Source organism: Rhizobium sp. YJ-22 (assembly GCF_029601685.1).
Classification (GTDB): Bacteria; Pseudomonadota; Alphaproteobacteria; order Rhizobiales; family Rhizobiaceae; genus Metarhizobium.
Map to the genome: position 1 here is coordinate 318,524 of NZ_JARRIR010000005.1, position 19,589 is coordinate 338,112.

Sequence of the window (19,589 nt, forward strand, 5' to 3'; positions counted from 1 at the left end):
AATTGTGATTATCCGGTTCTTCTCATAGGCCATATGCCGCACCTGAAATCGCTATAAACGCCGCAAATTGGAAATTTCGAGGATTTTCGAGTCGGTCTCGACAACACTCTGGTGTTCTACCAGATCGAATCTCCAACTTCCATGTGCATTGCGCAGCTCCTCGCGATATTCCCGTCCTTTGTGGAGAAAAGCGCGACACTGAGGATTGTTTTCAAACCAGGGCGCCGCATAGCCCAGCAACTTATCGACATCGGCCAGCGCCCGCGCAGAAATCCGGTCGCAACCCGGAATCTCCCTTACCGCCTCTTCAATACGGATCGGATGAACACTGCCCCGCGCGCCTGTTTCTTGCAAAGCGATGCGCAAGAAGCCGGCTTTCTTATTATTGCTCTCGACCAGATGCACCCAGCCTTCACCGATTTCCACCAGCCGGATCGCTGTAACGATCCCCGGAAAGCCACCGCCGCTGCCCAGATCGACCCAGCGATGAGGCCCTGGCGCGAGATCATAGAGCTGGTTGCTATCCACGACGTGCCGACGCCAGACATCGACCAAGGTTGATGGCGCGACCAGATTGATGACTTTAGCCCATTTGACAAACAATTCGACGAAATGCGCCAACCGATCGGACGTTTCACGTGAAACGTTCAAGGTCTGGGGATCGAATGCCATTTACGCCGCTTTCCCTTCCAATGACCGCTTGCGCAGGTGAACCAACAGCAACGACACCGCCGCCGGCGTCATGCCATCGACCATCGCAGCTTGGGCGAGATTGTTTGGCCGGAATCTGGATAACTTCTGCTTCAGTTCATTCGACAGGCCGGGCAAGGGGGCATAATCGAAGTCATCCGGAATAACCATCGATTCATCCCGCCGCAGATCCGCGATGTCGCGTGCCTGCTTGTCCATATAGACCGCATACATCGCTTCGATTTCGAGAGCTTCCCCGAGCTTGCGCGGTATCTCTGCCAACTCCGACCAGATTCGCGACAGGCCGACAAGAGACTGATCTGGATATGCCAACAGCTCGTAAGCGGACCGCCTCTGTCCATCCTGGTTCAGCCGCAACCCATGGCGCCCGGCTTCGGAAGGTGTCAGGCCTTTGTTCTTTAGAACGGCTCGATAACGATCAAGATCGTTCTTGAAGCAAGAGAAGGCTTCGCGTCGCGTTGCTCCTACGCAACCGATTTCCACGCCGAGTTCGGTCAGGCGCATATCGGCGTTGTCGGCACGCAGGGAAAGGCGATACTCGGCGCGGGAGGTGAACATACGGTAGGGTTCTGTGATCCCCCGCGATGTCAGGTCATCAATCATGACGCCGATATAGGAGTCGGTCCGGCTGAAGACATAGGCTTCAGAACCACCTGCGGACCGGGCTGCATTCAAACCTGCGACGAGACCTTGTGCGCCAGCTTCTTCATATCCCGTAGTGCCATTGATCTGCCCGGCCAAGAAAAGGCCGGGAACCGCCTTGACTTCGAGGGAAGGGCGCAGTTCGCGCGGATCGATGTGGTCATATTCAATAGCATATCCGGGCTGAAGAATGCGAACATTCTCGAGGCCAGGGATCGAGCGGATAAAGGCGTCCTGCACATCCTCCGGCAGCGACGTCGAGATGCCGTTTGGATAGACTGTATCGTCATCCAGCCCTTCAGGTTCCAGAAAAATCTGATGCCCATCGCGTTCGCCAAAACGAACGATCTTATCCTCGATAGAGGGGCAGTAGCGCGGGCCGATGCCCTCAATCTGTCCGGAATACATCGCTGAGCGATGAATATTATCTTTGATGATCTGATGGGTTTTCGTGACCGTCCGCGTTACACCGCATTCGATCTGCGGGTTCGAGATCGTTTCGGTCAGGAAAGAAAAGGGGCTCGGATCGCTATCCGCCGCTTGTGAGCCAATTTCGGACCAAGCAATGGTTTTGCCGTCGAGCCTTGCGGGTGTGCCAGTCTTCAGACGTCCGAGAGTTATTCCGGTAGATTGCAAGGTTTTGGAGAGACCTGTCGAGGGTTCTTCCCCCATGCGCCCCGCCGGAAACTTTCGGTTACCAATATGGATAAGGCCACGCAAAAATGTACCGGTCGTAAGAACCGCGGCGCCACAAAAATAGACCTCACCGGTGCTGAGAACGACGGCACGGACGGAACCGTTTTCCAGTTGCAAATCGGCGACATCGCCTTCAATCACGGTGAGATTGGCGTAATTATCGATCTCGGCCTGCATGGCTTGGCGATAGAGCTTGCGGTCCGCCTGGGTGCGCGGGCCGCGAACGGCCGGCCCCTTTTTGCGGTTCAGCAGGCGAAACTGGATGCCGGCGGCATCAGCGATGCGCCCCATCAATCCGTCCAGCGCATCGATTTCGCGGACAAGGTGGCCTTTGCCCAAACCACCGATAGCGGGGTTGCAAGACATCACGCCGATGGTGGCGTGCTTATGGGTTATCAATGCCGTCTCGGCACCCATGCGTGCCGACGCAGCCGCCGCCTCGCAGCCGGCATGGCCACCGCCAATGACAATGACGTCAAATTTGGTCATGATCGGTTCTACTGTTTCACGTGAAACATCTGGAAGGACTCGCTCAGGTGGAAGTGTTTCACGTGAGTCATTTCCCGATGCAAAATTGAGAGAAGATTACGTCAAGCAGCTGCTCGACGTCAACACGACCGGTAATCCTGCCAAGCTCATTGCCAGCTTGACGAAGCATCTCAGCTCGCAGATCAAGCGGAAGATGAGGGGAGATACAGGCTTCATCGATGCGTTCTTGAGTCGTACGCAGAGCCGTGAGTTGGCGCTGCCGAGACGCGAGAACCAAGCCGTTCGCGGTCAAGGCTTTAGCATCTTTAACGATTAAGGTTTTCAGCGCTTCCAATCCTTGGCCGGTCTCGGCTGAGATCGCGATTTCAAAATCATCCGGTTTGATGTGAACGTCGGATTTCGCCCAAATATTGATGATGCGGCCTGCCGTTTGGATTGGGGTATTGTCCACCTCCAACTCAGCGCTATGGAGACGCAGAACGACGTCAGCACTCTCTGTTGCAGTTCGTGCACGTTGGACGCCCAGTTGTTCTACGACGTCATCGGTTTCACGCAAACCGGCGGTATCGGTCAGGCGGACAGGAAAGCCGTCGATGACGATATCGGTCTGGAGGATGTCTCGCGTGGTTCCGGGAATGCTGGTGACGATGGCGGCGTCTCGCTGCACAAGCGCGTTGAACAAGGTCGATTTGCCGGCATTGGGTGGGCCGGAGATAACGACCTTGAGACCATCGCGGATGATTTCGCCGCCTTTGCTACGGGTCAGGTGGTCGCCGATCTCGAACGCGAGTTGACGCATATCGTGCCAGACGCGATCCGAAACGGATCCTGGAACGTCTTCCTCGTCAGGGAAATCGAGTTCGGCTTCGATCATGGCGCGGGCGAATTTCAAGCGTTCGGCCCAGCCATCGTAGATCGCGCTGACATGCCCGGCCATCTGCTCCAGCGCAAGGCGACGTTGCATTTCGGTTTCGGCATTGATGAGGTCGGAGAGGCCTTCGACTTCAACCAGATCGATTCGGCCGTTTTCGAAGGCCCGGCGAGAGAATTCACCGGCTTCTGCAAGACGGGCGCCGGGAAATGTCCCGAGTTCGTCCAGCACGGCGGAGACAACCGCCTTGCCGCCGTGGATCTGCAGCTCGATGCAATCTTCGCCGGTAAAGGACGCCGGGGCGGGGAAAAGGAGGACGAGGCCTCGGTCCAGCGGTTGGCCATCGCGCCGGTGCAGCGTGCGCAAAGCGGCTTTTCGTGGCTCCGGTATCGAGTCGACGATTTGTCGACAAATATCGAACGCCGCCGGCCCGCTGAGACGGATGACTGCCACGCCGGACGGAAGACCGCCGCTGGATAAGGCAAAAATCGTGTCGTTCATTTCCTTGCTCGGCTAAAACAAAAAGGTGGGCGAGGCCCACCTTTTCGACTCTGGCTAAGAGAACGGTCTACTATGTGTTCATCGAGTCGAAGAAATCGCCATTGTTCTTCGTCTGTTTGAGCTTGTCGATGAGGAATTCGATTGCGTCGGTGGTGCCCATCGGCGCCAGGATACGGCGCAGCACGAAAATCTTCTGCAGATCCTGGCGCGGCACGAGCAGGTCTTCCTTACGCGTACCGGATTTGAGAATGTCCATCGCCGGGAAGATGCGCTTGTCGGCGACCTTGCGGTCGAGGACGATTTCCGAATTGCCGGTGCCCTTGAATTCTTCGAAGATGACTTCGTCCATACGGCTGCCGGTATCGATCAGGGCGGTGGCGATGATCGTCAGCGAACCGCCTTCCTCGATGTTACGCGCCGCGCCGAAGAAGCGCTTCGGGCGCTGCAGGGCGTTGGCGTCGACACCGCCGGTCAGAACCTTGCCGGAAGACGGCACGACGGTGTTGTAGGCGCGGCCGAGACGGGTGATCGAATCGAGCAGAATGACGACGTCACGACCATGCTCGACCAGACGCTTGGCCTTTTCGATGACCATTTCGGCGACCTGAACGTGGCGCACGGCCGGCTCGTCGAAAGTGGAGGACACGACTTCGCCGCGCACCGAGCGCTGCATGTCGGTGACTTCTTCCGGGCGTTCGTCGATCAGCAGGACGATCAGGTAGCATTCCGGATGGTTTGCGGTGATCGAATGGGCGATGTTCTGCAACAGTACCGTCTTACCGGTGCGCGGCGGCGCGACGATCAGGGCGCGCTGACCCTTTCCAAGCGGCGCCACGAGATCGATGACGCGCGGCGACAAATCCTTCGAGGTGGGAACGTCGAGTTCCATCTTGAAGCGCTCGTTCGGATAGAGCGGCGTCAGATTGTCGAAATGGACCTTGTGGCGGATTTTTTCCGGGTCGTCGAAATTGATCGTGTTGACCTTGAGCAGGGCGAAATAGCGCTCGCCTTCTTTGGGTCCGCGAATCGGCCCTTCAACGGTATCGCCGGTCTTCAGGGAGAAGCGGCGGATCTGCGAGGGAGAAATGTAGATATCATCGGGGCCGGGCAGATAGTTGGCATTGGCGGAACGCAGGAAACCGAAACCGTCCTGCAGCACTTCGACCACGCCTTCGCCGATGATTTCCACGTCCTGGTTGGCAAGAACCTTCAGGATCGCAAACATCAGCTCCTGCTTGCGCATGGTGCTGGCGTTTTCGACTTCCAGTGATTCGGCGAAGGCCAGGAGATCGGTGGGAGTCTTGTTCTTGAGTTCCTGAAGCTTCATTTCAGCCATGAAGAGAGACCATGTCGTATTGTCGAGGGGAAGGCGTGGGATCGTCTGCGATGCTGCGGAAGGGCTCCGCGATCGACGCAATGCTTACACATGCCACGAAGATGAGATGCGCGGAAAATAGCGACTGAAACGGCAAGCCGCAAGGGGGCAGGGAAAAAACCCTGACGAATTCGAAAAATAGTCTGTTTCAGAAGGGTTTGACGATGACGAGGATGACGATGGCGAGCATCAGCAGCGTCGGAACCTCGTTCATCAGTCGCCAGAAGCGCGGGGATTTTTCGCGCCGGTCGGCAGCGAAATCCTTGACCGCCTTCCCCAGGAACTCGTGATAACCCGTCAGAAGCACGACCAGCAGCAGTTTTGCATGCAGCCAGCCGCCGTGGAAACCGTAAATCGTCCAGGCGATGTAGAGCCCGAGCAGCCAGGCAGCCGCCATGGCCGGACGCATGATGACCGACAACAGCCGCTGTTCCATCACCTTGAAGGTTTCCGACTGCTTTGAACCCGGCTCGGAATCGAAGTGATAGATGAAAAGCCGAGGCATGTAGAGCAGGCCGGCCATCCAGGAGATGACGGCGACGACGTGCAGCGCCTTGGCCCAGAGATAGAAATTATCCGGGTCCCAAAGATAAAGACTGCTGAGGATGAGGACGGCGACGGCAAGGGCCGTCATCGCCCTGAGGCGCGCCCGGCGGCCGAGACCGGGATCGGTCTGCTCGATCATGCCGAGCTTCCCTGACGGCCGCGCACGCGGGCGACGAGGGCGGTGACATGCTCGGGATCGGCCTGCGGCGTGATGCCATGGCCGAGATTGAAGATCAGCGGTCCGTTTCCGAGGGCCTGCAGGATAGCGTCGATGCCGTCCTCCAGCGCCTTGCCGCCGGCGACGACCCGCATCGGGTCGAGATTGCCCTGCACCGGCCCGTCCTTCTGCAATTCAGTGGCAAAGGCCAGCGGCACCGACCAGTCGAGGCCAATGGCGTCGGCGCCGGTCTTCTGGCGATAGGATTTGAGCTGATAACCGGCGCCCTTGGCGAAGGCGATGATTTTGGCCTGTGGCCGCCGCGCCTTGACCGACTGGATGATGCGCCGCACCGGCGCGATCGCGAAGGCTTCGAATTCCGCCTCGCCGAGCACCCCGGCCCAGGAGTCGAAGATCTGCACGGCATCGGCGCCGGCATCGATCTGCTCGACGAGATAATCGGCCGAAACCTCGGCGAGGAAGGCGAGCAGATACTCGAAAGCCTCGCGATGGCGATAGGCGAAGAGGCGAGCAGGGGCCTGGTCGGGCGTGCCGTGGCCGGCGATCATATAAGTCGCCACCGTCCAGGGCGCGCCGCAGAAGCCGAGCAGGGTAGTCTTCTCAGGCAGCTCCCGGCGCAGGTTGCGCACCGTCTCGAAGACAGGGGCCAGGTGGGAGATGACGCCATCCGGCTTCAGGGCGTGAATGCCGTCCGCATCGATCGGCGTCATCTGCGGGCCATGTCCCTCGGTGAAGCGCACGTCGCGCTTCAGTGCATCGGGAATGACGAGGATATCGGAGAACAGGATCGCCGCATCGAAGCCGTAGCGGCGGATCGGCTGCAGCGTCACTTCCGTCGCGAATTCCGGCGAATAACAGAGATCGAGAAAGCTCCCCGCCTTGGCGCGGGTTGCCCGATACTCCGGCAGGTAACGGCCGGCCTGACGCATCAGCCACAGGGGAGGCGGCGACAGCGTTTCGCCGTCAAGGACTTTCATGACTGCGCGTTCGACGCTCACGGTTCCATCCATTTAATAAAAGAGATCTTGAAAGGGTTTCTATTTCTTAGAGTCGGTGACTATCAAGGATTAAAGTCAATCCCCAGACGGTACAAATTGCCGCGCGGGTAATCCCTGACAAGGATAAAACCCTGACTTGATGGCGGGAATACGGAAAAACCCTGAAAATCATTGAAAAACAGCAATTTATGAAATTTCCGTATGGAGTTGACCGGTGGACGCGCTGTGGATAAAGCTTGGCGCGCAAACCTTGTCCACAGAACCCACAGGCCAGGAGAGGCAAGAGCCACACGATCGCGCGGTGTGGAAAACCCGGGACTTTTCCCAGCCGCCGCGCCGGTCGCCGGGGAAACCGGTTGCTTATCCCAATTCATCAACAGGCGAGGGAAATTAGCGTGGAGAACCGCAAAAATTTCTTCCATCTGCACCTGATTTCTGACTCCACGGGCGAGACGCTGATGTCGGCGGGCCGCGCGGCCTCGGCGCAATTCAAGCTCAGCCATCCCATCGAGCATGTCTATCCGCTGATCCGTAATCGCCGGCAGTTGATGCCGGTGCTGGAGGCCATCGACCGTGAGCCCGGCATCGTGCTCTATACGGTGGTCGACCAGGAACTGGCGGCGATCGTTCGCGAGCGATGCGCCGAAATGCAGGTGCCCTCGGTCAATGTGCTCGAACCGGTGATGGATATTTTCCAGAACTATCTCGGGGCGCCGTCACGGCGGCGAGTGGGGGCGCAGCATCGCATGGATGCGGATTACTTCGCCCGCATCGAGGCGATGAACTTTGCCATGGACCATGACGACGGCCAGGCGCCGGACGGCTACGAGGACGCCGATGTGGTCATCATCGGCATCAGCCGAACCTCGAAAACCCCGACCAGCATCTATCTCGCCAATCGCGGCATCAAGACCGCCAATGTGCCGATCGTTGTCGGCATGCCCCTGCCGGAAGCGCTGCTGAAGGTGGTGAAACCGCTTGTCGTCTGCCTGATCGCCACATCGGATCGCATCTCGCAGGTGCGCGAAAACCGTATTCTCGGTGCCAGCGGCGATTACAGCAACAGCCAATATACCGACCGGGCGACGATTGCCGAGGAGCTGAAATATGCCCGCGCCGTCTGCGCCCACAACAACTGGCCGGTCATCGACGTCACCCGCCGCTCCATCGAGGAGACGGCGGCGGCCATCGTTGCGCTGCGGCCGAAGCTGCGTTAGAGCGGTCTCATGAAACCTCCGGCGCGACGAGGCGGCATGCAAAACACCTCCCTGATCCTGGCATCCTCCAGCCCGTTCCGGCGCATGCTGATGGACAATGCCGGGTTGACCTTCGAAGCCTATCCGGCAAACATTGACGAGCGCGCCATCGAGGCGCCGCTGGCGGAAAATGGCGCGAGTCCGCAGGAGGTGGCGCTGGCGCTGGCGCAGGCCAAGGCGCTGGATGTGGCCGGGCGTCACCCGGATGCCATCGTGCTCGGCTCCGACCAGACCATGTCCCTTGGCGACCGGGTCTATCACAAGCCGGCTCATCGCGATGAAGCAAAAAGCCATCTCTTGTCCTTGTCCGGCAAAACGCATCAGCTCAACAGCGCCATGGTTCTGGCCCGCGGCGCAGACGTCCTGTGGCGGCATGTTTCCGAGGCGCGGCTGACGGTGCGCGATCTCTCGGAAAATTTTGTCGAGGCCTATCTCGGCCGTGTCGGCGACAAGGCGCTGCAAAGCGTTGGCGCCTATCAGCTCGAAGGCGAGGGGGTTCAACTCTTCACGGCAATCGAGGGCGATTATTTCACCATTATCGGCCTGCCGCTTTTGCCGCTGCTGGCGCAGCTGCGCCGTCTCGGAGTCATCGATGGTTGATTCACGTGAAACAAGACGCGCCTTCGTCTGCGGCCATCCGATCAGGCATTCACGCTCGCCGCTGATACACGGCCATTGGCTGGAGCAGTTCGGCATCGCGGGGCGCTATACGGCCGAGGATGTCGCACCGGAAAACTTTGCCGGCTTCATCGAAGGCCTGCGCTCCGGCGAAGCCGGCTTCGTCGGCGGCAATGTCACCATTCCGCACAAGGAAGCCGCCTGCCGTTTGGTGGATACGCCGGATGAACTGGCGAAGGAACTCGGCGCCGCCAACACGCTCTGGGTCGAGGACGGCAAGGTGCGGGCGACCAATACCGACGGTTACGGTTTCACCGCCAATCTCGATGCCTGCCATCCCGGCTGGGACAAGGGCTTGCGTGCGGTGATCTTTGGGGCAGGTGGTGCTGCGCGCGCCATCGTCCAGGCAGTGCGCGATCGTGGTTTTTCGGAAGTGCATATCGTCAACCGCACCGTCGCGCGGGCGCAGGAACTGGCGGACCGGTTTGGCCCGAAAATTTTCGCGCATCCGCAAGGCGCGCTCGGCGAGGTGATGCGCGGCGCCGATCTCTTCGTCAACACCACCTCGGTTGGCATGGATGGCGAGAATGCCATCGACATCGATTTTACGCCGCTGGTATCCGGTGCGGTCGTCACCGATATCGTCTATGTGCCGTTGATGACGCCGATGCTGATCAAGGCGCAGGCGCAAGGCTTTGCGATTGTCGATGGGCTCGGTATGTTGCTGCATCAGGCGGTGCCCGGTTTTGAAAAATGGTTTGGCCGGCGGCCGGCCGTCGATGAGGCGCTACGGGCATTGATCGTCGCCGATATGGAGCGCCACGCATGATCGTCATCGGTCTCACCGGCTCCATCGGTATGGGCAAGTCGACGACGGCGGCAATGTTTGCCGAAGCCGGCGTGCCGGTCAACGACGCCGATGCCGTTGTTCACGACCTCTATCGCGGCGAGGCGGTGGCGCCGGTCGGTGCCGCCTTTCCCGGCAGCGTTCGTGACGGCGCGGTAGATCGCGTTGAGCTTGCCCGGAAATTGAAGGAGAATCCGGCTAAGTTTGCCGTGCTTGAGGCTATCGTCCACCCGTTGGTGCGGGCGCGCGAACAGGCCTTCCTCGGCCGCCATCGCGCGGCTGGAACGGAGATGGTGCTGCTTGATATTCCCCTGCTGTTTGAAACGGGAGGGGAGAACCGGGTGGATAGGATCGTCGTCGTCACTTGCGATGCGGCGATCCAGCGCCAGCGTGTCCTGTCGCGGCCAGGCATGACGGACGAAAAATTCGAGCTGATCCTGTCGCGGCAGATGCCGGATCGTGAAAAACGCGAACGCGCCGATTATATCGTCGATACCGGCCACGGCATCGAGGCGGCGCGCGAGCGTGTATCCGCCATTATTGCCGATATCCGCAGCCGGCAAACGAAACACGAGGACTGAGATGCGCGAGATCATTTTCGATACGGAAACCACCGGCCTCGACAATAAGACAGATCGGGTCATCGAAATCGGTGGCATCGAGCTGTTCAATCATTTCCCGACCGGCAACACGCTGCATCTCTATATCAGCCCCGGCGAGACCAAGGTCCATCCCGATGCGCTGGCGATCCACGGCATCACAGACGAGTTCCTGAAGGACAAGCCGCCCTTCGCGGATGTGGCCCAGCAGATCGTCGACTTCTTCGCCGGCGCCAAGTGGATCGCTCACAACGCCACCTTCGACATCGGCTTCATCAATGCCGAATTCGGCCGTCTCGGCCTGCCGCCGATCCTGCCGGATCAGGTGATCGACACGCTGTCGATGGCGCGGCGCAAGCATCCGATGGGACCGAATTCGCTGGACGCGCTCTGCCGTCGCTACGCCATCGACAATTCGCACCGCACCAAGCACGGCGCGCTGCTCGACTCCGAGCTGCTCGCCGAAGTCTATATCGAGATGATCGGCGGCCGCCAGGCCGCCCTCGGTCTGGCGCCGGCCGGCAGCGAAGAGGTGATTGTCGGCATCCAGGAAGAAGTGACGGTCACCATTGTGCGCGAACGGCCGCGTCCGTTGGCGGCGCGCGTCAGCGTCGCGGAAGCGGAAGCCCATGCGGCGCTGGTCGCCAAGCTTGGAGACAAGGCGTTGTGGAAGCAATATTCCTGATCCCGCCAAACGATAGACAACAAAAAACCCGGACGCGAAGCTCCGGGTTTTTTGTCGGACATTTCTGCCGATCAGTTCGTGGTCTCGACCTTGGCGCGGGCCTGTTCCTCGGCCATGCGCTGCGTAAACATCTGCGTGAAGTCGATCGGGTCGATCATCAGCGGCGGGAAGCCGCCGTTGCGGGTGGCGTCGGCGACGATCTGGCGCGCGAAGGGGAACAACAGGCGCGGGCATTCGATGAACAGCAGCGGCAGCATGTGCTCCTGCGGGAAGCCGGAGATGCGGAACACGCCGCCATAGACCAGTTCGCAGTTGAACACGACCTTGTCGCCGTCGCGGGCTTCGGTGTTCAGCGTCAGCACGACGTCGAAATCCGTATCCGACAGCGGATTGGCATTGACGTTGACATTGATGTTGATCGCCGGGGCCTGGTCGCGGGACTGCAGGGAGCGCGGCGCGCCCGGATTTTCAAAGGAAAGATCCTTGATGTACTGGGCAAGGATATTGAGGCTCGGGCTGGCATCGGTCATCGGTGGTTTCCTCGCGAAACGATAAAGGCCTGGTGCGCAGACAGGCGACATCAGTGTCGCGCCACTTATCATTTCAGCGGTTTGCTTACAACCCTTCGCCTTTGGCGCCCGATATCACCGGCCGATGCGTGGGCCGTTCGACCAGGGCGAATCCGGATCGTTGTCGCGCTTGAAATCCTCGGCGTCGAGATCGACCACCGGCCCGCCGTTGCGGCGCGGGGCGCCGGAGAAGGGCGAACCCTGCTGGCCAAACCCGCCGGTCGTCACCACCATGCGCGCGCCGATCAGCTTCCAGGCGAGATCGCGCACCGCCGGGATGAAGAACAGCAGGCCGATGATGTCGGTGACGAAGCCGGGCAAAAGCAGCAGGAAGCCGGCGACGACGATCATCGCTCCATGCACCAGCTCGCGGCCGGGCACGACGCCGTTGCGGCCCTCGGCCTGCAGGCGCTTCAAAAGCCCGGTGCCCTGGCGGCGCAGAAGCACGATGCCGAGCAGCGAACTCGCCACCACCAGCCCCAGCGTCGCCAGCACGCCGATGGCCTTGCCGACAACGATAAAGCCGGCGATTTCGATAAACGGCAGCAGGAGGACGAAAAGCGGAAGAACCGAGGGGCGCATGATGATATACCGTTAAAGGTTGGCGGCGCCGTCAGGATCAGGGCCGGATTGCAGTTTGACTATTTGAATGATCGGCGGCTGCGGACTATATGGGGTTTGAAGCGGCGAATTTTAACAGCGGTTCTGGGATAATATGGGCTCTAGCGATTTCGTGACACTGTTTTTTCTGGTAGCGGCGGTACTCATCTTCCTGCAGCTTCGCAGCGTGCTGGGCCGGCGGACCGGAAACGAAAAGCCGCCCTTCGATCCATTCTCTGCGCGCGACAAGGCCGGCAACCCGGATGCGAGCGCCGATAACGGCAAGGTCGTCACCCTGCCGCGACGCGAGCCGGGTGAGGGCGGTGAGGATGCTTTCGCGCCAATCGATGCCGTGGCCCCGGCCGGCAGCGCCTTGAACGCAGCCTTGCGCGATATTGTCCGCACCGATCCCTCCTTCAATCCGAAGGAGTTTTTGAACGGCGCCCGCATGGCCTATGAAATGATCGTCATGGCCTTTGCCGATGGCGACCGCAAGACGCTGAAGGGCCTGCTGTCGCGCGAAGTCTATGAAGGCTTTGACGCTGCGATCACCGAGCGCGAGAAGAACGGCGAAACGGTGAAATCCACCTTCGTCGGTATCGACAAATGCGATTTCACCCATGCCGAGATGCAGGGATCGGAAGCGCAGTTGACCTTGCGCATCGCCAGCCAGCTGATATCCGCCACCTATGACCGCGCCGGGGCGCTGGTCGATGGCGATGCGGAAAATGTCGCCGAGGTCAACGACGTCTGGACCTTTGCCCGCGACACCCGTTCGCGCGATCCGAACTGGAAGCTGATCGCCACCGAATCCGAACAATGAGCGCCGGCCCGATCGATTTCGCGCTTCGGCCGCAAAGTTTTGCCGATCTGCCGGGGTGGGGGGATGACGATCCCTCCGCCCTGTTTGCCGCTTTGCGGGCCTGTCGCCGGCATATTCTTCAGGTGAAACCTTACAAGACGGGATCGCTCGGCCTGACGGTCGGCGATCTGATGCCGCTTCTGGATGCCGCCGAAGCCGCCGAACCCGACAATGCCGCCGAGGCGCGCGCCTTTTTCGAAGTCCATTGCCAGCCTTTCAAGGTCGAGCGCGCCGATGGCGAGCCCGGCTTCGTCACCGCCTTCTACGAGCCGGAAATCGACGTCAGCCCCACACCCGGCGGCGAATGGAGATTCCCCTTCTATCGCCGTCCGGACGATCTGGTCGATCTGGACGACGGCAATCGCCCGTCCTTCCTCGACCCGTCCTATGCCTTCGCCCGGCAGACCGAAAACGGCATCGAGCCCTATGCCGACCGCCTCGCCATCGATAACGGCCATCTCGACGGGCGGGGGCTGGAGATCGCCTGGGCGAAATCCCGCATCGATGTGTTTTTCGTGCACGTGCAGGGCGCGGCGCGGCTGCGCTATCCCGATGGCAGCCTCAGGCGCATCACCTATGCCGCCAAGGCCGGGCATCCTTTTTCGCCCATCGGCCGGCTGCTGATCGATCGCGGCGAGATCGCGCCCGCCGATATTTCCATGCAGTCGATCCGCGCCTGGCTGCGCGCCCATCCCGATGAAGCGGATGCGGTGATGGCGCATAACCGATCCTACATCTTCTTCCGCGAGGCAGCGGTGGAGGACGAGGCGCTGGGGCCGGTGGCGGCGGCCAAGGTGCCGCTGGTGCCGGGACGGGCGCTCGCCGTCGACCGGAGGATTCATACCTTCGGCTTTCCCTTCTATATCCATTCGCGATCTCTAACCCATCTCGACGCCGGCCAACCCTTCCAGCGGCTGATGCTGGCGCTGGAAACCGGCACGGCCATCGTTGGTCCGGCGCGCGGCGATATTTTTACCGGCTCCGGCGATGAGGCCGGCGAACTGGCCGGCACCGTGCGCAACGCCGCCGATTTCCATATCCTCATTCCCCGCCGGGCGGCCGAAAGGTTCCGCTGAGCCGATGGCCAAGGATCGCAAGCTCGATGCCGAAGATCGCATCCTTTGGGGCAAGGTGGCTCGCAGCGTACGCGCCCTGCCGGGCCGGATGCAGGATCTGCTGGCAATCGAGGAAAGCCTGAAGCCGGCCGAGCCGGAACCGATCGCGGCCAAGGCGGAACAGACGCAACCGCCGGCACCGCAGCCGCCGGTGCTGAAATCGAAGGACCATCGCCACCACCCGCTGGAACAGCCGACCAAGAAGAAGCTGGCCAAGGGCCGCCTTGCGCTCGAAGCGCGCATCGACCTGCATGGCATGGTGCAGAGCGAGGCGCATTTCCTGCTGCTCGATTTCCTGATCCGCGCCCATGGGCGGGGCCTGCGCCATGTGCTGGTCATCACCGGCAAGGGCAGTTCGATGGGCAGCGACGGGGCGTTGAAGCGCGTCGTGCCGATGTGGTTTTCCAAGCCGGAATTCCGCCACCTGATTTCCTCGCACGAGCCGGCGGCGCGCCAGCATGGCGGCGAGGGCGCGCTGTATGTGCGGCTGTCGCGCGTGCGGGGCGGCGGCGAATGACGCCGTTCGGCGAAGCGGTGCGGGCGCTGCGGCAGCGCAAAGGCGTGTCGCAGAAGGAGATGGCGGCGGCCATCGGCGTTTCGCCGGCCTATCTCTCGGCGTTGGAGCATGGCCGGCGCGGCACGCCGACCTTCGACCTGCTGCAGAGGATCGCCGGCTATTTCAACATCATCTGGGACGAGGCCGAGGATCTGTTTGCGCTGGCCGGCTTTTCCGCGCCGCGCGTCAGCCTCGATACGTCAGGCCTGCCGGCCCAATACACGGCCTTCGCCAATCGTCTCGCGCGGATGATTCGCCAACTCGATCCCGACGTGATAGAGGAAATGGACAGGCTTCTGACGAAAGCCGCCAATACGCCGTGAATTCGGGCGTTAATCCCCGATTTTCTTGAAGGTTTCATGGCTCGAAATTTGGAAAAATGCCTGTGAAACCTTATATTCATGGGCAAGACTGCGGCTGATTCGCCGCCGGGAAAACGCTGTCTTCTCTGACACATCTGGAAAGACTTTTCATGACCGAAACACCTGAAACCGCCAGCGGCGCGAATGCCGAATACGGCGCCGATTCGATCAAGGTTCTGAAGGGCCTGGATGCCGTGCGCAAACGGCCCGGCATGTATATCGGCGATACCGACGACGGTTCCGGTCTGCACCACATGGTCTACGAAGTCGTCGACAATGCCATCGACGAGGCGCTGGCCGGCCATGCCGACCTGGTGACGGTGACGCTCAATCCCGACGGTTCGGTGACGGTGACCGACAACGGCCGCGGCATCCCCACCGACATCCACAGCGGCGAAGGCGTCTCGGCGGCCGAGGTCATCATGACCCAGCTGCATGCCGGCGGCAAGTTCGACCAGAATTCCTACAAGGTGTCCGGCGGCCTGCACGGCGTTGGCGTCTCGGTGGTCAATGCGCTGTCCACATGGTTGAAGCTGCGCATTCGCCGCAATGGCAAGCTGCACGAGATCGCCTTCACCCATGGCGTCGCCGATGGGCCGCTGGCGGTGATCGGCGAATATGAGGGCCGCTCGGGCACGGAAGTCACCTTCCTCGCCAGCCCCCAGACCTTCACCATGACCGAATTCGACTACGGCACGTTGGAGCATCGCCTGCGCGAGCTTGCCTTCCTGAATTCCGGCGTGCGCATCCTCCTGACCGACAAGCGCCATTCCGACGTCCGCCAAGAAGAGATGTTGTATGACGGCGGCCTCGAAGCCTTCGTGCGATATCTCGACCGCGCCAAGAAGCCGCTGGTCACCCAGCCGATCGCCATCAAGAGCGAGAAGGACGGCATCACTGTCGAAGTCGCCATGTGGTGGAACGACAGCTACCACGAAAACGTGCTGTGCTTCACCAACAACATTCCCCAGCGCGACGGCGGCACGCATATGGCCGGTTTCCGCGGGGCGCTGACCCGGCAGATCACCTCCTATGGCGAAAGCTCCGGCATCACCAAGAAGGAAAAGGTCTCGCTGACCGGCGACGACTGCCGCGAAGGCCTGACAGCCGTTCTCTCGGTCAAGGTGCCGGACCCGAAATTCTCGTCGCAGACCAAGGACAAGCTGGTCTCCTCGGAAGTGCGCCCGGTGGTCGAAAGCCTGGTCAACGAGGCGCTGGCCAACTGGCTGGAAGAACATCCAACGGAAGCCAGGACGCTGGTCGGCAAGGTGGTGGAAGCCGCCGCCGCCCGCGAAGCCGCCCGCAAGGCGCGCGAGCTGACGCGGCGCAAGGGCGCCCTTGACATCGCCTCCTTGCCCGGCAAGCTCGCCGATTGTTCAGAACGGGATCCGGCTAAGTCCGAACTGTTCCTCGTCGAGGGTGACTCGGCAGGCGGTTCCGCCAAGCAGGGCCGCTCGCGCGAAAGCCAAGCCATCCTGCCGCTGCGCGGCAAGATCCTCAACGTCGAGCGCGCCCGTTTCGACAAGATGCTGTCCAGCCAGGAAATCGGCACGCTGATCACCGCGCTCGGCACCTCGATCGGTAAGGACGAGTTCAATCCGGACAAGCTGCGCTACCACAAGATCATCATCATGACGGATGCCGATGTCGACGGCGCCCATATCCGCACCCTGCTGCTGACCTTCTTCTTCCGCCAGATGCCTGAACTGATCGAGCGCGGCCATCTCTTCATCGCCCAGCCGCCGCTTTACAAGGTGACGCGCGGCAAGTCGGTGCAATATGTCAAGGACGAGAAGGGTCTCGAAGACTATCTGATCAGCATGGGCCTCGACGATGCCGCGCTGGAACTGGGCACCGGCGAAGTCCGCACCGGCCAGGATCTGCGCGAAGTGGTGCAGGATGCGCTGCGCCTGCGCGCCCTGGTCGACAGTCTGCATTCGCGCTACAGCCGTTCGCTGGTCGAGCAGGCGGCGATTTCGGGCGCGATGAATGTCGAGCTGGCCGCCGATCCCTCGCGTGCGGAACAGATCGCGACCGACGTCGCCCATCGACTCGACCTGATCGCCGAGGAAACCGAGCGCGGCTGGGTGGGTCATGTCGCCGGCGACGGCGGCCTGCGCTTCGAGCGCATGGTGCGCGGAGTCAAGGAAGTCACCTTCCTCGATATGGCGCTGATCGGTTCTTCCGATGCCCGCCATATCGACCAGATGACGGCGCGGCTGAAGGATATCTATGCCATTCCGCCGAAGCTGCGCCGCAAGGACGGGGTGCAGGAACTCTCCGGCCCGCGCGCGCTTCTCGACGCCATCTTCGCCGCCGGCCGCAAGGGCCTGTCGATGCAGCGCTACAAGGGTCTCGGCGAGATGAATGCCGAGCAGCTCTGGGAAACGACGCTCGATCCGAATGTCCGCTCGCTGCTGCAGGTCCGCGTCGCCGATGCCACCAATGCCGATGGCCTGTTCTCGCGCCTGATGGGCGACGAGGTCGAGCCGCGCCGCGAGTTCATCCAGGAAAATGCGCTGAGCGTCGCCAACCTCGATATCTGATCGAGCCCGGCGATTCACGGCAAAAAAGCCCGCTTCCTTGGGAGGCGGGCTTTTTTCATGGTTAGCCGAAAACCGGGTTTCACGTGAATCATGGTTAATGTGATTCACGTGAAACATCGCGGCCGTTAACCGGCAAACTTTCCTTCGAAAGCCAGTTCCGAAAGCGGCTTGCGCTGGCTCGGCATTTCGCGCGCCTTGAGATCGTCGGGCAGGGTGTCCCTGTCCGCGAGACGGCCGATGGCGACGGCGGCTTCGACGCGGTAATCGTCGGCGGGAATGCCGAGTTCCGCCATCGCTCTGTTGCGGTCGAGGCCGCCCATGCCATGGGCGTGCAGGCCGAGCTTCATAGTCTGCATCGCCAGCGCCATCCAGGCCGCCCCTGTATCGAAGGCATGGGTGTAGATGGCGCGGCGCTCGCCGGTGCTGGTCGAGAGCGAATGGGTGCGAGACACAAGGATGATCAGTGCGCCGGCGTTCTGCGCCCAGCGCTGGTTGCCTTCGTCGAGCAGTTGCAGCAGTGCCGGCCATGCCTCCGTGCCGCGCCGGGCATAGATGAAACGCCAGGGCTGGCCGTTGCCGGCCGAGGGCGCCCAGCGGGCGGCGTCGAGGATGGTCAGCAGCGTTTCGTCGGAAATCGCTTCGCCGGTGAAGGCGCGCGGCGACCAGCGGTCGAGAAACAGCGGATCGATCGGCAGATCGGTGTGGCGGTGGTTGCTGTTGGTCATGGGACGGCCCTGTTTGTTGGAGCATTTCCAGGAAAGGTGGAAACCGGTTTTCCGTTCGGAAATGCGATGAAACAATTGAGAGGAGCGGACCATAATCGCTCGGGCGAAGACTGTGAAACGGTTTGTCGTGTCCGTTTGACACTGTGTCCAGAGATTGGGGTCTGCCGTCGCGCGCGCGAATGGATAGGATGGCCGCCATCGATGAATGACGGAGCACATCATGCTGGTGAATGGAAAATGGTCGGCGGACTGGCATCCGGTGCAGGCCAAGGATGAGAAGGGCGGCTTCGTCCGCCAGGTCTCCGGCTTTCGCAACTGGGTGACCCCGGATGGGTCTGCCGGCCCGACGGGCGAGGGCGGCTTCAAGGCCGAGACCGGGCGCTATCATCTCTATGTGGCCCTGATCTGCCCTTGGGCCTCGCGCACCCTGATCGGCCGCGCCCTCAAGGGGCTGAAGGACGTGCTGAGTGTTTCCATCGTCGAGCCGGTGCTGACCAGGGAAGGCTGGGCCTTCGGCGATTTTCCGGGCGCCACCCGCGACGAGGTCAACGGCGCCACCTATATGCACGAGATCTACACGAAGGCCGATCCGCTCTATACCGGCCGCGCCACCGTGCCGGCGCTATGGGACAAGACGCGGCAGACCATCGTCAACAATGAATCCGCCGATATCCTGCGCATGATGAATGACGGTTTCGGCAGCCTCGCAACGGCAAGGATCGACCTCTATCCGGCAGGGCAGCGCGAGGCGATCGATGCCTTCAACGCTCGTATCTATCCGGCGCTGAACAATGGCGTCTACCGCGCCGGCTTCGCCACCACGCAAGTCGCCTATGAAGAAGCCTTTGCCGATGTCTTCACCTGCCTCGACGATGTGGACGCCGCGCTGGACGGGAAAAAGTTCCTGTTCGCCGATCATCCGACCGAGGCCGATATCCGGCTGTTCGTGACGCTGATCCGCTTCGACGCCGCCTATTACGGCCTGTTCAAATGCAACCTGCGCCGGGTCGCCGATTATCGCAACTTGCGGCCTTTCCTGCGGCGGATGCTGGACTGGCCGGGCATCGCCCCGACCGTCGACATCGACCACATCAAGCGCGGCTATTATTCCATCGCGGCGCTCAATCCCAATGGCATCGTGCCGGTCGGACCGAAACTGGAGGAAATTCTGTAGCGCATGGCCCGACCAGGCAAAAAGCGGAGCTAGCCCCGCTCATGCTTCATGCATTACCCTTCCCCCTC

At 61.2% G+C, this 19,589-nt stretch carries 21 protein-coding genes; 11 read left to right on the forward strand and 10 right to left on the reverse strand.

Annotation, left to right across the window (positions count from 1 at the left end; translation table 11 throughout):
* Positions 1–51: 51 nt before the first annotated feature.
* The 7 genes from P7F60_RS14610 to P7F60_RS14640 all read right to left on the reverse strand — a co-directional run bounded on the left by P7F60_RS14610 (position 52) and on the right by P7F60_RS14640 (position 7,429).
* On the reverse strand, positions 52–672 hold the full coding sequence (locus tag P7F60_RS14610; protein WP_277918462.1) for a 16S rRNA (guanine(527)-N(7))-methyltransferase RsmG: 621 nt from the start codon (positions 670–672) through the stop codon (positions 52–54).
* Positions 673–2,538: a tRNA uridine-5-carboxymethylaminomethyl(34) synthesis enzyme MnmG gene (gene mnmG / locus P7F60_RS14615; protein ID WP_277918463.1), complete on the reverse strand. Its 1,866-nt coding sequence runs from the start codon at positions 2,536–2,538 to the stop codon at positions 673–675.
* 67 nt (positions 2,539–2,605) lie between these two features.
* On the reverse strand, positions 2,606–3,910 hold the full coding sequence (gene mnmE, locus P7F60_RS14620) for a tRNA uridine-5-carboxymethylaminomethyl(34) synthesis GTPase MnmE (RefSeq protein ID WP_277918464.1): 1,305 nt from the start codon (positions 3,908–3,910) through the stop codon (positions 2,606–2,608).
* 70 nt (positions 3,911–3,980) lie between these two features.
* Positions 3,981–5,246 carry a transcription termination factor Rho gene (gene rho / locus P7F60_RS14625; RefSeq protein ID WP_277918465.1) on the reverse strand — a complete coding sequence of 422 codons (1,266 nt, stop codon included), beginning with the start codon at positions 5,244–5,246 and terminating at the stop codon, positions 3,981–3,983.
* Positions 5,247–5,433: 187 nt separating this feature from the next.
* On the reverse strand, positions 5,434–5,970 hold the full coding sequence (hemJ, locus tag P7F60_RS14630) for a protoporphyrinogen oxidase HemJ (RefSeq protein WP_277918466.1): 537 nt from the start codon (positions 5,968–5,970) through the stop codon (positions 5,434–5,436).
* Positions 5,967–6,986 carry a uroporphyrinogen decarboxylase gene (hemE, locus tag P7F60_RS14635; RefSeq protein ID WP_277918532.1) on the reverse strand — a complete coding sequence of 340 codons (1,020 nt, stop codon included), beginning with the start codon at positions 6,984–6,986 and terminating at the stop codon, positions 5,967–5,969. The genes hemJ and hemE overlap by 4 nt, the downstream gene beginning before the upstream one ends.
* 83 nt (positions 6,987–7,069) lie before the next feature.
* Positions 7,070–7,429 (reverse strand): hypothetical protein, encoded by a 360-nt coding sequence (locus P7F60_RS14640; RefSeq protein WP_277918467.1) that lies wholly within the window; start codon positions 7,427–7,429, stop codon positions 7,070–7,072.
* Between P7F60_RS14640 and P7F60_RS14645 the strand changes: the two genes are divergently transcribed.
* The 5 genes from P7F60_RS14645 to dnaQ are packed head-to-tail and all read left to right on the forward strand — an operon-like array spanning position 7,403 to position 11,012.
* The gene (locus P7F60_RS14645) at positions 7,403–8,224 is read left to right on the forward strand and encodes a pyruvate, water dikinase regulatory protein (RefSeq protein WP_277918468.1); all 822 of its coding nucleotides are present in this window, start codon (positions 7,403–7,405) and stop codon (positions 8,222–8,224) included. The genes P7F60_RS14640 and P7F60_RS14645 overlap by 27 nt on opposite strands.
* Before the next feature lie 36 nt (positions 8,225–8,260).
* A complete protein-coding gene (locus P7F60_RS14650) occupies positions 8,261–8,863 on the forward strand; it encodes a Maf-like protein (protein ID WP_277918469.1) in 603 nt (200 codons plus the stop codon).
* The gene (locus P7F60_RS14655) at positions 8,856–9,710 is read left to right on the forward strand and encodes a shikimate dehydrogenase (RefSeq protein WP_277918470.1); all 855 of its coding nucleotides are present in this window, start codon (positions 8,856–8,858) and stop codon (positions 9,708–9,710) included. The genes P7F60_RS14650 and P7F60_RS14655 overlap by 8 nt, the downstream gene beginning before the upstream one ends.
* Positions 9,707–10,309, forward strand: a complete 603-nt coding sequence (coaE, locus tag P7F60_RS14660) for a dephospho-CoA kinase (RefSeq protein ID WP_277918471.1) — start codon at positions 9,707–9,709, stop codon at positions 10,307–10,309. The genes P7F60_RS14655 and coaE overlap by 4 nt, the downstream gene beginning before the upstream one ends.
* Before the next feature lies 1 nt (position 10,310).
* The gene (gene dnaQ / locus P7F60_RS14665; protein ID WP_277918472.1) at positions 10,311–11,012 is read left to right on the forward strand and encodes a DNA polymerase III subunit epsilon; all 702 of its coding nucleotides are present in this window, start codon (positions 10,311–10,313) and stop codon (positions 11,010–11,012) included.
* 71 nt (positions 11,013–11,083) lie between these two features.
* Here the strand turns inward: dnaQ and secB are convergent, their stop codons facing one another.
* The gene (secB, locus tag P7F60_RS14670; protein ID WP_277918473.1) at positions 11,084–11,542 is read right to left on the reverse strand and encodes a protein-export chaperone SecB; all 459 of its coding nucleotides are present in this window, start codon (positions 11,540–11,542) and stop codon (positions 11,084–11,086) included.
* A gap of 114 nt (positions 11,543–11,656) precedes the next feature.
* Positions 11,657–12,163 carry an FxsA family protein gene (locus P7F60_RS14675; RefSeq protein ID WP_277918474.1) on the reverse strand — a complete coding sequence of 169 codons (507 nt, stop codon included), beginning with the start codon at positions 12,161–12,163 and terminating at the stop codon, positions 11,657–11,659.
* A gap of 133 nt (positions 12,164–12,296) precedes the next feature.
* Between P7F60_RS14675 and P7F60_RS14680 the strand changes: the two genes are divergently transcribed.
* The 5 genes from P7F60_RS14680 (at position 12,297) to gyrB (ending at position 17,622) form a co-directional block, all read left to right on the forward strand.
* Positions 12,297–13,004 (forward strand): Tim44/TimA family putative adaptor protein, encoded by a 708-nt coding sequence (locus P7F60_RS14680; protein ID WP_277918475.1) that lies wholly within the window; start codon positions 12,297–12,299, stop codon positions 13,002–13,004.
* Positions 13,001–14,119 carry a murein transglycosylase A gene (locus P7F60_RS14685; protein WP_277918476.1) on the forward strand — a complete coding sequence of 373 codons (1,119 nt, stop codon included), beginning with the start codon at positions 13,001–13,003 and terminating at the stop codon, positions 14,117–14,119. Before P7F60_RS14680 ends, P7F60_RS14685 begins: the two co-directional genes overlap by 4 nt.
* 4 nt (positions 14,120–14,123) lie before the next feature.
* Complete coding sequence (locus P7F60_RS14690; RefSeq protein ID WP_277918477.1) at positions 14,124–14,675, forward strand: Smr/MutS family protein; 552 nt, start codon at positions 14,124–14,126, stop codon at positions 14,673–14,675.
* Positions 14,672–15,037 carry a helix-turn-helix domain-containing protein gene (locus P7F60_RS14695; RefSeq protein ID WP_277918478.1) on the forward strand — a complete coding sequence of 122 codons (366 nt, stop codon included), beginning with the start codon at positions 14,672–14,674 and terminating at the stop codon, positions 15,035–15,037. The genes P7F60_RS14690 and P7F60_RS14695 overlap by 4 nt, the downstream gene beginning before the upstream one ends.
* Before the next feature lie 149 nt (positions 15,038–15,186).
* Positions 15,187–17,622 carry a DNA topoisomerase (ATP-hydrolyzing) subunit B gene (gene gyrB, locus P7F60_RS14700; protein ID WP_277918479.1) on the forward strand — a complete coding sequence of 812 codons (2,436 nt, stop codon included), beginning with the start codon at positions 15,187–15,189 and terminating at the stop codon, positions 17,620–17,622.
* A 125-nt stretch (positions 17,623–17,747) separates the two neighbouring features.
* On the opposite strand, the gene P7F60_RS14705 is transcribed toward gyrB, so the two are convergent.
* The gene (locus tag P7F60_RS14705; protein ID WP_277918480.1) at positions 17,748–18,347 is read right to left on the reverse strand and encodes a nitroreductase family protein; all 600 of its coding nucleotides are present in this window, start codon (positions 18,345–18,347) and stop codon (positions 17,748–17,750) included.
* A gap of 220 nt (positions 18,348–18,567) precedes the next feature.
* Here P7F60_RS14705 and P7F60_RS14710 point away from each other — a divergent pair, with 220 nt between their 5' ends.
* Entirely contained in the window at positions 18,568–19,521 is a 954-nt protein-coding gene (locus P7F60_RS14710; RefSeq protein WP_277918481.1) for a glutathione S-transferase family protein, read from the forward strand.
* Positions 19,522–19,589 lie beyond the last annotated feature (68 nt).

Bases quoted from the DNA above. Each gene is read 5' to 3' on its own strand.
- P7F60_RS14610 (WP_277918462.1), bottom strand. From the start codon at position 672: ATGGCATTCGATCCCCAGACCTTGAACGTTTCACGTGAAACGTCCGAT.
- mnmG (WP_277918463.1), bottom strand. From the start codon at position 2,538: ATGACCAAATTTGACGTCATTGTCATTGGCGGTGGCCATGCCGGCTGC.
- mnmE (WP_277918464.1), bottom strand. From the start codon at position 3,910: ATGAACGACACGATTTTTGCCTTATCCAGCGGCGGTCTTCCGTCCGGC.
- rho (WP_277918465.1), bottom strand. From the start codon at position 5,246: ATGGCTGAAATGAAGCTTCAGGAACTCAAGAACAAGACTCCCACCGAT.
- hemJ (WP_277918466.1), bottom strand. From the start codon at position 5,970: ATGATCGAGCAGACCGATCCCGGTCTCGGCCGCCGGGCGCGCCTCAGG.
- hemE (WP_277918532.1), bottom strand. From the start codon at position 6,986: ATGAAAGTCCTTGACGGCGAAACGCTGTCGCCGCCTCCCCTGTGGCTG.
- P7F60_RS14640 (WP_277918467.1), bottom strand. From the start codon at position 7,429: ATGGAAGAAATTTTTGCGGTTCTCCACGCTAATTTCCCTCGCCTGTTG.
- P7F60_RS14650 (WP_277918469.1), top strand. From the start codon at position 8,261: ATGCAAAACACCTCCCTGATCCTGGCATCCTCCAGCCCGTTCCGGCGC.
- P7F60_RS14655 (WP_277918470.1), top strand. From the start codon at position 8,856: ATGGTTGATTCACGTGAAACAAGACGCGCCTTCGTCTGCGGCCATCCG.
- coaE (WP_277918471.1), top strand. From the start codon at position 9,707: ATGATCGTCATCGGTCTCACCGGCTCCATCGGTATGGGCAAGTCGACG.
- dnaQ (WP_277918472.1), top strand. From the start codon at position 10,311: ATGCGCGAGATCATTTTCGATACGGAAACCACCGGCCTCGACAATAAG.
- secB (WP_277918473.1), bottom strand. From the start codon at position 11,542: ATGACCGATGCCAGCCCGAGCCTCAATATCCTTGCCCAGTACATCAAG.
- P7F60_RS14675 (WP_277918474.1), bottom strand. From the start codon at position 12,163: ATGCGCCCCTCGGTTCTTCCGCTTTTCGTCCTCCTGCTGCCGTTTATC.
- P7F60_RS14680 (WP_277918475.1), top strand. From the start codon at position 12,297: ATGGGCTCTAGCGATTTCGTGACACTGTTTTTTCTGGTAGCGGCGGTA.
- P7F60_RS14685 (WP_277918476.1), top strand. From the start codon at position 13,001: ATGAGCGCCGGCCCGATCGATTTCGCGCTTCGGCCGCAAAGTTTTGCC.
- P7F60_RS14690 (WP_277918477.1), top strand. From the start codon at position 14,124: ATGGCCAAGGATCGCAAGCTCGATGCCGAAGATCGCATCCTTTGGGGC.
- P7F60_RS14695 (WP_277918478.1), top strand. From the start codon at position 14,672: ATGACGCCGTTCGGCGAAGCGGTGCGGGCGCTGCGGCAGCGCAAAGGC.
- gyrB (WP_277918479.1), top strand. From the start codon at position 15,187: ATGACCGAAACACCTGAAACCGCCAGCGGCGCGAATGCCGAATACGGC.
- P7F60_RS14705 (WP_277918480.1), bottom strand. From the start codon at position 18,347: ATGACCAACAGCAACCACCGCCACACCGATCTGCCGATCGATCCGCTG.
- P7F60_RS14710 (WP_277918481.1), top strand. From the start codon at position 18,568: ATGCTGGTGAATGGAAAATGGTCGGCGGACTGGCATCCGGTGCAGGCC.